Annotated in this window: 14 protein-coding genes; all 14 read right to left on the reverse strand. The window is 48.4% G+C overall.

Going from position 1 to position 14,563, the window contains the following annotated elements:
- Positions 1-9: 9 nt before the first annotated feature.
- Complete coding sequence (locus ACLIN2_RS17590) at positions 10-909, reverse strand: helix-turn-helix domain-containing protein (RefSeq protein WP_092266731.1); 900 nt, start codon at positions 907-909, stop codon at positions 10-12.
- 12 nt (positions 910-921) lie between these two features.
- A complete protein-coding gene (locus ACLIN2_RS17595) occupies positions 922-1,701 on the reverse strand; it encodes a YmfK family protein (RefSeq protein WP_092266730.1) in 780 nt (259 codons plus the stop codon).
- A 106-nt stretch (positions 1,702-1,807) separates the two neighbouring features.
- Positions 1,808-2,077, reverse strand: coding sequence for a DUF3243 domain-containing protein (locus tag ACLIN2_RS17600; RefSeq protein WP_092266729.1), 270 nt, complete (start codon positions 2,075-2,077; stop codon positions 1,808-1,810).
- A gap of 102 nt (positions 2,078-2,179) precedes the next feature.
- Positions 2,180-2,914, reverse strand: coding sequence for an elongation factor P 5-aminopentanone reductase (gene ymfI / locus ACLIN2_RS17605; RefSeq protein ID WP_092266728.1), 735 nt, complete (start codon positions 2,912-2,914; stop codon positions 2,180-2,182).
- A 9-nt stretch (positions 2,915-2,923) separates the two neighbouring features.
- Positions 2,924-4,216 (reverse strand): EF-P 5-aminopentanol modification-associated protein YfmH, encoded by a 1,293-nt coding sequence (yfmH, locus tag ACLIN2_RS17610; RefSeq protein ID WP_411501712.1) that lies wholly within the window; start codon positions 4,214-4,216, stop codon positions 2,924-2,926.
- Between the two features lie 3 nt (positions 4,217-4,219).
- The gene (gene yfmF, locus ACLIN2_RS17615) at positions 4,220-5,515 is read right to left on the reverse strand and encodes an EF-P 5-aminopentanol modification-associated protein YfmF (RefSeq protein WP_411504556.1); all 1,296 of its coding nucleotides are present in this window, start codon (positions 5,513-5,515) and stop codon (positions 4,220-4,222) included.
- Positions 5,516-5,708: 193 nt separating this feature from the next.
- Positions 5,709-6,971, reverse strand: coding sequence for a group II intron reverse transcriptase/maturase (gene ltrA / locus ACLIN2_RS17620; RefSeq protein WP_411501590.1), 1,263 nt, complete (start codon positions 6,969-6,971; stop codon positions 5,709-5,711).
- Positions 6,972-7,560: 589 nt separating this feature from the next.
- The gene (locus tag ACLIN2_RS17625) at positions 7,561-7,716 is read right to left on the reverse strand and encodes a hypothetical protein (RefSeq protein ID WP_170184285.1); all 156 of its coding nucleotides are present in this window, start codon (positions 7,714-7,716) and stop codon (positions 7,561-7,563) included.
- 48 nt (positions 7,717-7,764) lie between these two features.
- Positions 7,765-8,958, reverse strand: coding sequence for a stalk domain-containing protein (locus ACLIN2_RS17630; RefSeq protein ID WP_411501713.1), 1,194 nt, complete (start codon positions 8,956-8,958; stop codon positions 7,765-7,767).
- Between the two features lie 80 nt (positions 8,959-9,038).
- Positions 9,039-9,998, reverse strand: a complete 960-nt coding sequence (locus tag ACLIN2_RS17635; RefSeq protein ID WP_092266725.1) for an ABC transporter permease — start codon at positions 9,996-9,998, stop codon at positions 9,039-9,041.
- Positions 9,998-11,071 (reverse strand): ABC transporter permease, encoded by a 1,074-nt coding sequence (locus ACLIN2_RS17640; RefSeq protein WP_301169054.1) that lies wholly within the window; start codon positions 11,069-11,071, stop codon positions 9,998-10,000. The genes ACLIN2_RS17635 and ACLIN2_RS17640 overlap by 1 nt, the downstream gene beginning before the upstream one ends.
- A complete protein-coding gene (locus ACLIN2_RS17645; protein WP_400586066.1) occupies positions 11,064-12,578 on the reverse strand; it encodes an ABC transporter ATP-binding protein in 1,515 nt (504 codons plus the stop codon). Before ACLIN2_RS17645 ends, ACLIN2_RS17640 begins: the two co-directional genes overlap by 8 nt.
- Before the next feature lie 120 nt (positions 12,579-12,698).
- Positions 12,699-13,754: a BMP family lipoprotein gene (locus tag ACLIN2_RS17650; RefSeq protein ID WP_092266722.1), complete on the reverse strand. Its 1,056-nt coding sequence runs from the start codon at positions 13,752-13,754 to the stop codon at positions 12,699-12,701.
- Positions 13,755-13,812: 58 nt separating this feature from the next.
- A complete protein-coding gene (locus ACLIN2_RS17655) occupies positions 13,813-14,538 on the reverse strand; it encodes a GntR family transcriptional regulator (RefSeq protein WP_092266721.1) in 726 nt (241 codons plus the stop codon).
- Between the last annotated feature and the right edge of the window lie 25 nt (positions 14,539-14,563).

Raw genomic sequence — 14,563 nt, forward strand, 5'->3', positions numbered from 1 at the left:
TTTGCTTGCCTACTGAGCTGCAGTCTCTTTCATTTTCAGTGTGATATTCGACGGCATGGATTTCATTTTGGAAGTATCCACGACGACTCCATTCACCGTCAACTCTACCATCATAGGCTTACCCAGACGCACATAGGCGGATTTACCCAGCTCGATCGTCTTTTCTTCGCCCTTTTTCATTTCGCCTTCTTCTACGTACTTCTTGCCCTTCCCTTCTGAAACGCCAAACCAACTGCGGTCATCCTTTACCTTCAGCTTGACCGTCATTTTCTCTTCACCTTGAACAGCGTAATTGTACATGGAACCTTGCTGAGACTCGAATGTAATCGTCGTCTTGGGGGTTTCCGTGACGGGGTCTGTTGTGACCGTTCCTGGATCCGTGGTCGGTGTGACATTGCTTGGGGGTTGTGGTGTTTGAGCGATCGGCGAAGTAGCTGCTCCACCGCCACCATTGCCAGGAGTGACGATCTCCGCACCAGGGTTGACCGTGCCACCTGGGACTGGCTGTGTCATTGTGCCACCGTTATTCACTGCAGCTATGTAGATGACGCCAATGATCAAGGCGATGAACAACACGAGAAGTGTCTTGGTTACCCATCTGCCAGCCTGCAATGGACTGTTGGTCGATGCGACTCGTCTGCGGCGCAGTCTTTCTACCTGTTCGGTAGGTGGCTGGGCAGGCAAATCGGACTGGAAGTGACTCATGATGTGATTCGGATCGAGACCAACAGCTTCCGCGTAACTCTTTATGAACGCACGCGCGTAAAAGTGGCCAGGAAGTACGTGAAAATGACCCCTCTCAATGGCTTCCAGATAACGTCTCTGTATCTTTGTGATACGTTGGATGTCGTCGAGCGTGATTCCTTTTTCTTCGCGGGCCCTTTGTAGTACTTGACCAAGCTCAGACACAGCTGCCCCTCCTTAATTCATTTCAAAATTATCAAAGCCGCGATTATTGATTAATTCGTAGGTAATTTCCTCGTCCGGATGATGGCGAAGCTCAATAATGTAATGGAAATCGGACAGCTCATACTCCGACTCTCTCACAAAAATATCCGGGTGCTCAATAATTTTCGCGGCTGGGAAATTCATGATTTCCCGAAGCAAAGTGTAGTGCTTTTCCGTAGAACGAAGCGTCGACACAATGCCATCTATCAAATATACATGATCGGTAGACATTTCATCAATGGCAAGAGAACTTCTTACCGTTTGCCGCAGAAGAGTAGAGGAAATAAACGTCCATCTCTTGTTTGCGGAGACGCTGGCTGCGATCATAGATTCTGTCTTTCCAACGCGAGGCATTCCCCGAATCCCAATCAATTGATGGCCTTCTCTTTTCAAAATTTCCGACATAAAGTCAACCAGCAGACCCAGTTCTTCGCGAACAAAGCGAAACGTTTTTTTGTCCTCGCTGTCGCGCTCGATATATCGACCATGACGAACAGCCAAGCGGTCAAGCATGGTTGGCGGACGCAGCCTCGTTATGGTTATGTTGTCCATTTTTTGTACAACGTTGCGCAATACCTCAATTTTTTCATCGTCGTCCGTCAGCAGTAGCATGCCTCTTCGCATAGTATCTACACCATTGATGGTCACGATGTTAATGTTCAACATCCCCAGAATAGAAGCGACGTCCCCGAGCAAACCAGGTCGGTTGCGAGCGATCTCATACTCCATATACCATTCTTTTATTGCTTCCATATGCATTCCTCTCCGACATACAGATTCTCTTCTTATGTAGTATATCACTTTCCCATCAATCGACAATCCGGGAAAAGAAAAATCCCCAAAATAGGGGATTTAAAGGTTAACTGCCACGATTAATGTTTTCTGGATTTTGTACAAGCTTTACCATCAAAGACGCCAGAGCTTGCTGTTGCTGTTGGTCTCCAGCATCCCAAAGCTGCTTGAGCAGACGCTCCTGGTCGTTCTTCGGATCCACTTGTTCCGAGAGATAGCCGCCGATTTGGTAAGCAACATTTTGCAGGGTATCACTTTCCATACCTGCTTGCTTCGCTTGCTCTACGCGATCACCGAGAAACTCTTTCCAGTCGCGAAAATTGTCAAGAACTGACATAGGAATTCCCTCCTTAAGTACGTTGTGAACAGGTTGCTGCCCACACAGATGTAGAATTCCACTCATACTCACGAATTATGCAGACCATAAAATACTTACCGCTTACGTGTACCAGCCGCCATTCGGACTGATGATCTGACCTGTTACATAGCTCGCTTCCCTAGACAGCAGAAAGCGGACGACAGCCGCTACTTCCGCTGGCTGACCCAGTCGGTTCGCTGGAATTTCTTCTGCGATCATTTCCAGCTCATCCGGGGAGAAGCGCTCCATCATGCCTCCAGAAATAGCACCCGGAGCCACTGCATTGACCGTAATTCCATTGGGCGCCAGCTCTTTTGCCAGAGCCTTCGTAAATGTATTAACAGCGCCTTTTGTCAGAGAATACAGGACTTCACAGGAACCGCCCGTCATGCCCCATATGGAGGATATATTTACGATACGCCCATACCTTTCACGAAGCATGGCTGACAGAGCGGCTTGAGTAACGAGAAAAGCGGAACGAACATTGGCAGCCACCAGCTCATCGAACTGAGCAACCGAGACATCGGAAAAAAGCCCGATATGATCCGCAGAAGCGTTGTTGACAATGAGCAGTGGCGCAATCGCCATCTGCTGAAACATGACCGTAATTTGATGCGGGTCACGCAAATCTGCCTGCACTTTGACAAAAGGGATGCCAAGCTGCTGGCAAAGCTGAACGAGTCCATTCAGCTTGTGCTCCGATTGATAGTAATGCAAATAAAGCGGGACTCCCGCATGAGCCAGACAAGCAGCGATCGCCTGCCCGAGCTCACCGGAAGCTCCCGTCACTAACGCCCATGGCGTCTGTTGATTCATCTGAATTCACTACTCCTGTGGCGAAGCGGAACGCACAATGGATACGGCCATCTGCCCGCTGATAAAATGCTCGTGCAAGCGTTTTTCCACGTCTTCGCGTGTGATCGACTCGAGCGTCGGCACTACGGTAAAGAGATCGTTCCCGTTGAACTTAAAGCTCGTAAACTGATTTGCGATGAACTCAACAGAGTTGAGCGATCGCAAGAAATTTCCGATCTTCTTCCGCTTGGCTCTTTCGAAGTCATCCTGGTCGATTCCTTTTTGCTTCAGCTGCTCTATCTCTGCCTGGATTGTTTGCACCAGCTTTTCAGGATCCGGCGTATCGCCGCCCATGATGGTATACGCATAATCCTGTTCGCTGCTGTAGTCAAAATCAAAGCTTTCCGTAATCAGCTCGCTGTCGTACAGTCTTTCGTACACAGTGGAGCTGGTGCCAAACGCAATGTCCAATAACAGTTTGGTAGTCAAATCCCGTTTTAACAAGGCTTCCTTCGTCAAGCCCTGCTCTCTTTCCTTAATGCCAATCATGCACTTCGGCAAACCGACCGCCAAGGATGCCTCAATCTTTGCTTGGGCAGGCTCTGGCTGCTCTGTCGGAAAGAGCCGTGTGATCTGTGGTGCAGGTGAAAACTCTTTCGACGATTGGTTGTCTCGAATCAGCTTCATGATCGCTTCTGGCTCAAAGGAACCCACTACAAGCAGCAGCATGTTGGCTGGATGATAAAACGTTTCGTAGCATTGATACAAGTATTCTTTGGTGATGTGGGAAATCGTTTCGATCGTCCCCGCTATTTCAATATTGATCGGATAGTCCTTGTACATGGCTTTCAGGAGATTCATGTAGACTTTCCAGTCAGGATTGTCGTCGTACATGGTAATTTCCTGACCGATGATCCCTTTCTCTTTCTCTACGCTGGCATCCGTAAAATACGGCTCCTGTACGTAGTCCAAGAGCAGATTCAGGTTGTCATCCAATTTGTCCGTGCACGAGAAGAGATACGCCGTCCGATTAAAGCTTGTGAACGCATTGCACGATGCTCCGTTTTTACTGAACTCATGCATGACATCGCGATCTTTTTTCTCAAACATCTTGTGCTCGAGAAAATGGGCAATGCCATCCGGAACGTTGATTTCCTCACCATTTCTGGTGCGGAAGTGACTATCGATGGAGCCATATCTCGTCGTAAAAACGGCATAGGTCTTACTAAAGCCCTGCTTTGGCACAAGATAGACCTGGAGCCCGTTTGGCAATGTCTCGTTGTAAACGGTTTCGTTGACCTGTTCAAATTTGGTGGTCTGCATCGCTTACGCCTCTCCCTTCTTGTCGCGCAGCAGATAAATCGTATCGATTTCCACTTTCTCCGCTACTTTTTTGATGTCTTCAATCGTTGTGGTTTCAATCCCTTTGAGCAATTCGTCCAAACGACGCTTGCGTCCGCTAACCAGCCCGTTGTAAGTAAACTCGATCATTCCACGCGCACTGTCGAGCAGCTCGCGGAACTGGTTGGACAGGGTCGCTCTTGTCTGACTCATTTCTTCTTCTGAGATTTTCCCCTGGCGCATAGAGTCCATCTGCTGCTTGATAATCTCTACAGCCCGTTGATATTTGTTTACATCGATCCCTGACATGATCATCATGATCCCTTTATGGCTTTCCAGACGAGAGACCGCATAGTAGGCAAGGCTCTCCTTTTCCCGTACATTTACAAACAGCTTGGAGTGAGGGAAACCGCCAAGAACGCCATTGTATAAGAGCAAGGCCGGATAGTCTTCGTCTTTATAGGTGATATGCGTGCGGCAGCCGATGTTCAACTTGGCCTGGTTGACATCCAAGCGGTCGATTACTTCCCGCTCGTCGGCCACCTTTACGGCAGCTTGACTGATCTCGAGCGCCCCAACCTGTGATCTTTCCAGCGGAATATGCTTCTGGATCGCTTGCTCCACCTCTTGTGGCGCAACGTCTCCTACGACAAACATGTTAATGGGGTTTGTTGTGGTGATTTGCTTGAAATAGGTGTAGAGCTCTTGCCCTGTAATGGCAGGAAGATCCTTCACTCTGCCCTGGATCAGCAAGGAAAAAGGCTCTCCCTTGCACATTTCCTCGGTGATCCGCTGGTTCGCATACTTCATTTTGTCATCAATCAGGCTTTCCACGCGCTTGCGAAGCGTTTCTTTTTCCTGCGCGACGTACTTTTCCAAGAATGCGCCGTTCTCTACATGAGGTCTGGTCAACATATCGCCCACGAACTGGATCGCTTGCTCCAGGAGCGAATCCTCCTTGGACAAATACTTTTCGTTCGGCACTTCCATGTAAATCTGCAGGATTTGCCGTTCTCCCTTTTTCGTAACGTCTACATCAAAGATCGCTCCATACAGAAAATCGAGGTGAGCACGCAGCAGCTTCGTCTCAGGAAAACGAGCACTCGCCCGCTTCATGACCATAGCAAGCAGCGCCGTTTTTGTTACCGTCTCCTCCGATAAAGCCTGTTCGATCATGGTCACAATCGTTGTGGTTTTGAATTTGCCCGTTGGCAAAATATGTACATTCATCCCATGAATCTGGGTACTTTGAAACGCGATATCCGTTATGTTCGCAGCCATTGCTCTATCTCCCTTCTCCATCAGCGTACTCTCCTCTATTGTAACCAATTGACAGGCCATCAAGCATGCGAAACTTCATCGCGAAGTGCATTTTATCGTCCTATTTTGCAATTTATGCAAATCGAGTAGGAGGGAGCGACTAACTCCCGTCCTCTCACACCACCGTACGTACCGTTCGGTATACGGCGGTTCATCAAGCTTGACGAATGACAGAATATCGTTGTAATAAGCTTTTCAGCCCTTGTTGTTGCCAATATGCAACTCCGAGGGCTTTGTGCATTTGAGGAGTCTTTGTGGTACGCCATGCACCCTTTCTGGTGTTTGCAATTTCTATTGCTTGGACGTGCGATAAACCCAGAGAGCGAAGTTCTCGATATCGGGTTCGTACTCGCTTCCACTGAGACCACAAGCAAAGTCGAAGTCTACGTCGTATCCATTCGTCGATAGATTGAAGGATTTTCTTTGCATCCGCAAGGGCAAAATATCCGATCCAACCCATGAGGTACTGGTTTAGCTTCCGAATCCTTTCATCCATAGAGATGCTCCATACCGGATTAGTGATGAAGCGGATTTTCTCTTTCAACTTCAGAAGTGATTTTGGATGAAGCCGAATCCTTGCTTGTTTTGCATTAGTGAAACCGAAACCGAGGAACTTACGCTTCCAAGGTCGATCCACTGCGCTCTTCTGCTCATTTACTTTAAGCTTAAGTACCTTCTCCAAGTAGCTTTGGATACTTTCTTTTACCCGTTCTCCCGCCCGCTTTGTTCTCACGTAGATATTGCTATCGTCTGCGTATCGACAAAAGCGATGTCCCCTCTTTTCCAGTTCTTTATCCAAATCGTCGAGCAAGATGTTCGCCAATAACGGACTAAGTGGACCACCTTGTGGTGTGCCCTCTACTGCCGAAAGGCAGATGCCATTGACCATGATGCCTGCTTGTAGATATGCGCGAACAAGTTTCAACAAAGCTTTATCTTTTACTTTTCGAGCAACCCGACTCATTAAAATATCGTGATTAACCCGGTCGAAGAATTTCTCTAAGTCCATATCCACGACAAAGCGATATCCTTCGGAAATATAAAATTGTGCTTGTCTCATGGCGTCATGCGCACCACGGTTCGGTCGGAATCCGAAACTGGATTCTGAGAAGTGGGGGTCAAATATAGGAGTAAGAACTTGGAGGATGGCTTGTTGAATAAAGCGATCTATCACGGTAGGAATACCTAATAACCTTACTCCTCCGTCAGATTTCGGGATTTCGACTCTGCGGACAGGGGAAGGTTTGTAGGTCCCTTTCATAATCTGCTTTTTAGTGGTCAACCAGTGTTCACGGATATAATCGCGCAGTTGTTCGGTTGAAACACCGTCGATTCCCGCCGATCCTTTGTTTCTTTCCACTCTTTCGAGTGCCACTAATAGATTTTCTCGTGACAGGACTTTCTCCAACAGCTCCATGACGATACCCTTCCTCCGCACGCATCCTTCTAGTCTTGCCGGACAATACTCAGCCCTCTCTTGTACCCTCAGGGCTTCACCCATTTTCTCCAAGAGTAGTTCCTTACAGAATTCTGCTTCACAGTATTATCACGAAAGTGATTAGCGGATGTGTTGACTTAATGTTCAGCCCTTCCCCGTTCAAGCGTCCTTTACTTGGGTACTATGGCTTCTGCTGACTTCTGCATGTTCAGCGTCTCCTTACGAAGACGGTTACCAACATTTGAAGGCACTTCATGCAGACCTCCCCAGGTAAGAGCGATAACTTTCATCCCATGTACCTGCCCAAGTTTACTGCTGTATTCCTTGGCTGTATGGGGCTTCGTCTTGTTTGGCAGACTCACCCGAATACAACAGCCTCAAATTGGGTTCGTGTACCTCAGGTCGGGACTTTGCCGCCGGCTTCCTTCAGATTCCACCTCGCGGTGGACACCCTTGCCTTGGGCTAACGGTTGGTACAGCCAACCCCCGTTCGGGACTTACACCCTAGAGCTATCGCCCATGCTGGGCGCACCAAAAAAAGAAAAAGGAGCATCATCGCTCCTTTTTCTCACAAATCACTATAGTCCCATTCCGTCCGCTCGTCCTCGATGGACGCCTCTTCTACAAATCGTCCGCAATCATCGGAAAGACAAAGCATACCATCCAGATGTTCATCATGAAAGGGAAGTCCGTGATTTCCCCCACAATACGGGCAAACCCACATGCAGAGCCCTCCTCATCTAAAAAAGGATTACGCTGTTAGTTTGTCCCGTTACGAGATGGAATCCTCCAATTTATTTTGTTCCCAGTAGCGCAAATAGTAATAAGGATCGACTGCTTTTCCGTTGCTGTTTTGATAAAGTCCGAAGTGGAGATGCGAATCAAACATCCCAGCTGTGCCCGGTCCACCGTAGCCAGTATCCCCCACAAATCCAATGAGCTGGCCCGCTCGCACGGTGCCCCCGACCTTTAAGCCAGGAACGTATGCGCTCAAGTGTGCATAATACATCCGGAAACGACCGTCTTCATCCGTAATATTGACTCGCCATCCCCCATACGTATTCCAGCCTACTCGATTGATTGTCCCGTTTGATACCGAATATACGGGTGTTCCCTTAGGGGCCATGATGTCGATGCCCTCGTGATTACGTACACTCCCGTTGTTGCTCTCTGTCCATTCCCGATCAGAACCGAAGCTGTCCCCATAAGGCTCGTACCAGCTTGCCTCTGAAAAAGGAAAGTAGTACTTTTCATCGAGCAGCCGACTGTCGCCTACTTCTTTTGATAACGGATGGGCAGCTTTGCTCGAACCTTCCGGCAAAAACAGCAGTTGCTTAATGGTCAAAAAGTCCGTAGACAAATAGTTGTTCTTTTTCACCTCTTCTACGGTGGTGTCTTGACTATTTGCAATTTCGATTATTGTGTCCCCTGCCTGCACGACGTAAGGATTCTTTGCATATTCAATCACTGCTGCCGTATCCTCGACAGGTTTTGTTTGAATCATCGCCACTTGCGACTTGTTATCCCAATAAACCTGATACCCCATGGCCTCACTGACAAAGCGGATCGGGACTACTGTTCGCTTATTGACGACCATAGGAGGAGCATCGAGTGTAACCCGTTTCCCATCGACATACGCTGTCCGACTGTCTAGAAGCAAGACCACTCGCTTTCCTTTTTCGGTAACAGTCACCTGACGTGCATCCGCTTCATAGGTTACATTTGCACCCGTTTTTTCTGCGATCACTCGAATCGGTACAAGCATCCGACCATTTTGACGGATCGGCTGTACGTCTGTGCTTATTCCTTTCCCGTCAATCACCAGCGAAATGACAGGTCCGGGCTCTGCTGCAAAAGCAGGTCCCGCTGTATTTGGAACAGTTATACCCAGTCCTAGACAAATAAAAAAAGCGCCTAGAACCTTTGTCCACAGACGAATGCTGTTTTTATGTAAACAGCGGTTCATCTAAATCCCTCCCCGCGCAATGCTACATGGAGCATTATCTCACAGGGATAGAACACGGTTCTAGACGCAAATTATGTCAACTAACGAGAGCCTGTATCGTATGGTTTACCCAGTGCCGCAGGCGCATTGGATCGGCCAACCAGTCCTGCCATCACGAGGATTGTCAATACATACGGCAGCATGAAGATAAACTCCGTTGGCACGTACTTCGTCAATCCAAAGATTTGCACCAGCGACTTGATCGCCTGAGCCACACCAAAGAACAGCGCTGCTCCCATCGCACCGGCTGGATGCCACTTCCCGAAAATCAACGCCGCAATCGCAATAAAACCTTGGCCCGATACAGTGTTGTGAGAAAAGTTGGAGGTAGTTGTCAGAGAGATTGTCGCTCCTCCCCAAGCAGCCAAAGCTCCGCTAATCATGACAGCCATGTAGCGCATCTTTTTCACATTGATCCCGACCGTATCTGCCGCCCGTGGATGTTCACCCACTGCACGCAACCGCAGACCAAATGGCGTCTTAAATACGAGATACCATGTGAAAAACACCATGATAAACGCCAAGTAGCTCGTCGGATACGCTTCAAAAATGGCATGCCCCAAGTAAGGAATATCGTGCAGTACAGGAATGCTCCACTTGCCAAAAACGCTGGACAGCGTAGTCGTTTGACCTGCTCCGTTAAAGATGATCTTTGTCAAATAAACGGACAATCCCGCTGCTAGGAAGTTGAGCGCTACCCCACTCACCGTTTGGTCAGCTTTGAAGGTCACGGATGCCACAGCATGAGGGAGTGCAAAAATTGCACCGGCAATTCCTGCAGCTAAAAATCCAATCCAAGGGGCTCCCCCTGCAAAGGAGTCCTGAAAGGCATAGGTGATGACAGCACCGGTAAACGCCCCGATAATCATCATCCCCTCCAAAGCGATGTTCACAACACCCGATCGCTCTGAGTAAAGGCCACCCAACGACGCAAAAATCAAGGCAGTGGAAAACACGATGGTATCATGAACGAGGTTACTTGCAATTAATCCCCAATCCATCAGTTTCCACCTTCCTTTTTCTTCTTCATGATAGGTTTCACAAAAATCTTCACGATGCCGTGCGCTGCCACGAAGAAAATGACAGATGCGATCACGACACGAATCAGTTCAACTGGTACACCCGCTCCGAACTTCATACCTGCTGCCCCGAATGTCAGAATACCAAACAGAATAGCTCCTAGTACGACGCCAAGAGGTGTGTTACCACCAATCAGGGCAACGGCGATACCGTCGAAGCCATATCCTGGTTGAGCTGTCATGATGGCTTGATAGTGAAATACACCCAGTATCTCGCAAGCTCCACCAATCCCAGCAAACATCCCGCCAATGAACATCGCTTTCACGACGTTGCGATTGACGTTCATACCTGCGTACTCAGACGCATGCGGGTTCAACCCAACTGCACGCAGTTCGTAGCCGGATTTCGTTTTCCAAAGGATAACGTAAAAGAAAATGGCAGCAAGCACCGCAATCAAGGTTCCCCAGTGCAAACGCGCACTGTCAAACATCGTGGACAGCCAGCCAATCGTAATGACCGCTGAGTCGTGGATCATCTCTGAACGTTGCTGCCCAGATGGTACGAAAAACGCATTCATCACCCAGTTTGCCAGGTAGAGAGCTACCCAGTTCAGCATGATGCTTGTAATGACTTCATTTACGCCGCGGGCCGCTTTCAAATAACCCGCAATGGAGCCCCACAAGCCACCCGCAACGGCCCCTGCAATAATCGCGAGAGGAGCGTGGATGTAAGCAGGCAGATCCAAGGAAACACCAACTGCTGTGGAGGCGATCATCCCGACAATGAATTGACCCTCTGCACCGATATTGAACAATCCGGTACGAAAGGCGAATGCCACGGAAAGTCCCGTAAAAATCAATGGGGTTATCTGACGGATCGTTTCCCCAAAGTTATATGCGTTACCGAATACTTTTTCAAGGAGCGACATGTAAGCCTTAATCGGATTGAATCCCCCAGCCAGCATTGCGATCGCTCCCGTCAGCAGTCCGAGAATAATCGCAACAAGCGGGACGAGAAACGACTCTTTTGTAAAAACGGCAATGACTCTATTCATCGTTTCCCCCTCCTTGCATCCGTTTTCCGCCGGACATCAACAGGCCAAGCTCTTGCTCTGTTGTCGCTTTCGCATCGACGATCCCTACGATGTTTCCTTCATAAATAACAGCAATGCGATCAGAAACATTGATAACCTCATCCAGCTCAAGCGAGAGCAGCAAAACTGCCTTTCCTTTGTCACGTTGTTCGATCAAACGGCGATGAATGAACTCGATCGCGCCTACGTCCAAACCGCGTGTTGGCTGGGCAGCAATCAAAAGATCTGGATTTTTGTCAACCTCGCGAGCGATAATCGCCTTTTGCTGGTTCCCACCAGACAGGGCACGCGCAGGTGTGTAAATGCTCGGTGTACGAACGTCAAATTCTTCAATGAGTTTTGCCGCGTGCTTGTCAATGGCGCCATAATCGAGAAATCCGTTCTTGTTAAAAGTCGGATGGAAGTACGTTTCCATTACCATGTTCTCGCTCATAGTGAAATCCAGGATCAATCCGCGCTTATGTCTGTCTTCTGGAATGTGGGACAAGCCTGATTCCGAAATACTGCGCGGTGTCTGATTCGTTATTTCTTTCCCATTCAGAAGTACACGACCGCTTGAAGCCCTCCGAAGTCCGGTCAAAACTTCGATCAGCTCACTTTGACCATTGCCATCAACCCCAGCAATGCCGAGAATCTCTCCCGCCCGAACTTCCAAACTGAGATTGTTCAGGGCGTTGACCCCACGATTTCCGAGAGCAGTCAAGTTTTCTACTGCCAGAATAGTCTCTTTTGGTTGCGCCGCCTGCTTGTCTACTCGGAAGTTGACCTCGCGACCTACCATCTTTGCTGCCAATTCATCCGGATTCGTCTCTTTGACCAGAACAGAGTCAATGACTTTCCCTCTGCGAATGATTGTACACGCATCACACACGGCCATGATTTCTTTCAGCTTGTGTGTAATGAGAATAATGGTCTTTCCTTCTTTGACCAAATTATGCATGATTTCGATCAGCTCATTGATTTCCTGAGGAGTCAAAACGGCAGTCGGTTCATCGAAAATCAGGATATCTGCACCCCGATACAGCGTTTTCAAAATCTCGACCCGCTGCTGCATCCCTACGGAAATGTCCTGGATCTTGGCTCGTGGGTCTACTTTTAATCCATATTGATCGGATAGCTGCTCCACAGCCCTTTCGGCGGTTTTGATATCTATCTTCAACCCGTTTTTCGGTTCATTTCCTAATACAATGTTTTCTGTTACCGTGAAAGTTTCAACCAACATGAAATGCTGATGCACCATTCCAATGCCAAGCTCGTTTGCTTTATTGGGGTTTGTGATTTTTACCGGTGTTTCATTGATAAGGATTTCGCCTTCATCAGGTTGATAAAGACCAAATAAAATATTCATTAGTGTAGACTTGCCTGCCCCATTCTCCCCGAGAAGGGCGTGGATTTCCCCTTGCTTAACAGACAGCGTGATGCTATCGTTCGCAATGATTCCTGGGAAACGTTTGGTAATTCCTCGCATCTCAACAACACTCTTTACCGGATTCAACCATGTTCCCCCCGTTTTTGTGGGTCTAGTTTGAAGGTAAAGAACAAGGCTAGTTGCTCGAACTAGCCTTGTCCGTTTGCAGCTTCAATGTAATTATTTTTCAGGTACTGTGATTTCGCCTTTAACGATTTTTTGCTTGTACTCATCAACCAGCTTCAAAACGTCTTCAGGAACGTTTTTGTTGGAAGTGGATGCGAGACCAACGCCGTCTTCAGCCAGACCCAGCCATTTGATACCACCTTGGAATTTACCGTCGATCAGGTCTTTGGAAACGCGGTAAACTGCCTCGTCAACACGTTTAACCATGGAAGTCAGAGTAACTTCATCACCGAAAGTCAGGGATTGGTCTTTGTCAACACCGATTACCCATACATTTTCGCCTTTTGCTTTGCGGTCTTTTGCTTCGTTAAACACACCGTCACCAGTTCCGCCGGAAGCGTGGAAGATGATATCAGCGCCTTGACCGTACATTTGGGATGCAGTGGATTTGCCGAGGTCTGGTTTGTCAAATGCACCTGTGTATACTTTCAATACTTTTACGCTTGGATCTACTGCTTTTACCCCAGCTTCAAAGCCGAGTTCGAAACGCTTGATTACTGGGATCTCAACTCCGCCTACAAAACCAACTGTTTTGGTTTTGGTCATTTTCGCTGCAACTACCCCAGCCAAGAAGGAACCTTCATGCTCTTTAAATAGAACGGATTCCACGTTTGGAGCGTCTACTTCTGCGTCAATGATCGCGAGTTTTGCATCTTTGTTTTCATCTGCCACTTTTTTCAGGTGGTCTCCCATCAGGAAGCCGATACCCCAAGTCAGATCCCATTTGTCTTTAACAAATTGAGTCAGGTTTGGTACATAATCAGCATCGCTAGTGGATTGAAGATAGTTTATGTTGTCTTTCGGCAGGTTCAGGTCAGTTTGCAGTTTTTGCAGACCTTCCCATGCGCTTTGGTTGAAGGAGTTGTCGTTTACCCCGCCAACGTCGGTTACCATACCGATTTTTACGGTTGGTGCTGCACCACCTGCTGCTCCGCCAGTTGCCCCACCTGCTTGACCTTGTGGTTGTGCTTCTGGTTTGCTACCACACCCAGCCAGAACGAGAGACAGGCTGAGAGCTGTCACAGACAGCACAGAAAGAACTTTCTTCATCTGAGAATACCCCCTGTTTTTAGTCGAATGAAATTGTTGAGTGAGGTCGCCCCCACGGTTACAACCGTCTCCGTACGACGTGAAAGTGAATCTTGTCGGCCCTGAAGTAGTTATGGGAGTAGAGAACAGGCCGCTCGCTTTCGTCGTAATGAATCTGTTTGAGCAAGAGAAGCGGTGTAGACTTGTCACAATGTAGCAGATTGGAAACCTTTTCATTGTAGCCCATAGGTTCAATCTCAGCTACAGCATAAGCGATACGAAGCCCCGTCGCACTCTCGAGCCATTTAAAGATAGACTCTCCTACAGCTGTGTAGCCTTCTGGAACCAGGTGTGCGGGAATGCGGTCAACACAATAGACCACAGGCTCCCCATCAGCCGTACGAATGCGCTCCACAATCAGCACGCCTTCGCCCGGATTCAGTGACAGTTTTTTCCGCTCTTCTTCAGCAGACTCGCCAAAGGATGTTTTCAGGATCATCGTGCCCGCTGCATACCCCTGACGCTCAATCGCATCCGTCACACTAAAGAGTTCCCCAATTCCGCCTGAAAAAACAGGTTTTGCATTGATAAAGGTGCCAACTCCATGCCGACGAATGACAATCTTCTCTTCTTCTAGAAGACGCAGTGCTTCTCGAAGAGTCGCCCTGCTAACGCCTAACTGTTTTGACAGTTCTGCCTCGGAAGGGAGTCGTTCACCTGGGCGCAAGTCCCCTGACTCGATATCTCCCTTGATTTTGTCCATTACCAAGAGACAAAGCGATCGAACATTGCCTTTGATGCTCATTGTCATTCACTCCTGCTGTCCATTA

Source organism: Brevibacillus centrosporus (assembly GCF_046622605.1).
GTDB lineage: Bacteria > Bacillota > Bacilli > Brevibacillales > Brevibacillaceae > Brevibacillus > Brevibacillus centrosporus.

Coding starts and splice junctions, on each gene's coding strand:
- yfmF (WP_411504556.1), bottom strand. CDS start 5,515: ATGGCTGCGAACATAACGGATATCGCGTTTCAAAGTACCCAGATTCAT.
- ACLIN2_RS17625 (WP_170184285.1), bottom strand. CDS start 7,716: ATGTGGGTTTGCCCGTATTGTGGGGGAAATCACGGACTTCCCTTTCAT.
- ACLIN2_RS17635 (WP_092266725.1), bottom strand. CDS start 9,998: ATGGATTGGGGATTAATTGCAAGTAACCTCGTTCATGATACCATCGTG.
- ACLIN2_RS17640 (WP_301169054.1), bottom strand. CDS start 11,071: ATGAATAGAGTCATTGCCGTTTTTACAAAAGAGTCGTTTCTCGTCCCG.
- ltrA (WP_411501590.1), bottom strand. CDS start 6,971: ATGGAGCTGTTGGAGAAAGTCCTGTCACGAGAAAATCTATTAGTGGCA.
- ACLIN2_RS17630 (WP_411501713.1), bottom strand. CDS start 8,958: ATGAACCGCTGTTTACATAAAAACAGCATTCGTCTGTGGACAAAGGTT.
- ACLIN2_RS17600 (WP_092266729.1), bottom strand. CDS start 2,077: ATGTCAGTTCTTGACAATTTTCGCGACTGGAAAGAGTTTCTCGGTGAT.
- ACLIN2_RS17595 (WP_092266730.1), bottom strand. CDS start 1,701: ATGGAAGCAATAAAAGAATGGTATATGGAGTATGAGATCGCTCGCAAC.
- ACLIN2_RS17655 (WP_092266721.1), bottom strand. CDS start 14,538: ATGAGCATCAAAGGCAATGTTCGATCGCTTTGTCTCTTGGTAATGGAC.
- ymfI (WP_092266728.1), bottom strand. CDS start 2,914: ATGAATCAACAGACGCCATGGGCGTTAGTGACGGGAGCTTCCGGTGAG.
- ACLIN2_RS17650 (WP_092266722.1), bottom strand. CDS start 13,754: ATGAAGAAAGTTCTTTCTGTGCTGTCTGTGACAGCTCTCAGCCTGTCT.
- ACLIN2_RS17645 (WP_400586066.1), bottom strand. CDS start 12,578: ATGCGAGGAATTACCAAACGTTTCCCAGGAATCATTGCGAACGATAGC.
- yfmH (WP_411501712.1), bottom strand. CDS start 4,216: ATGCAGACCACCAAATTTGAACAGGTCAACGAAACCGTTTACAACGAG.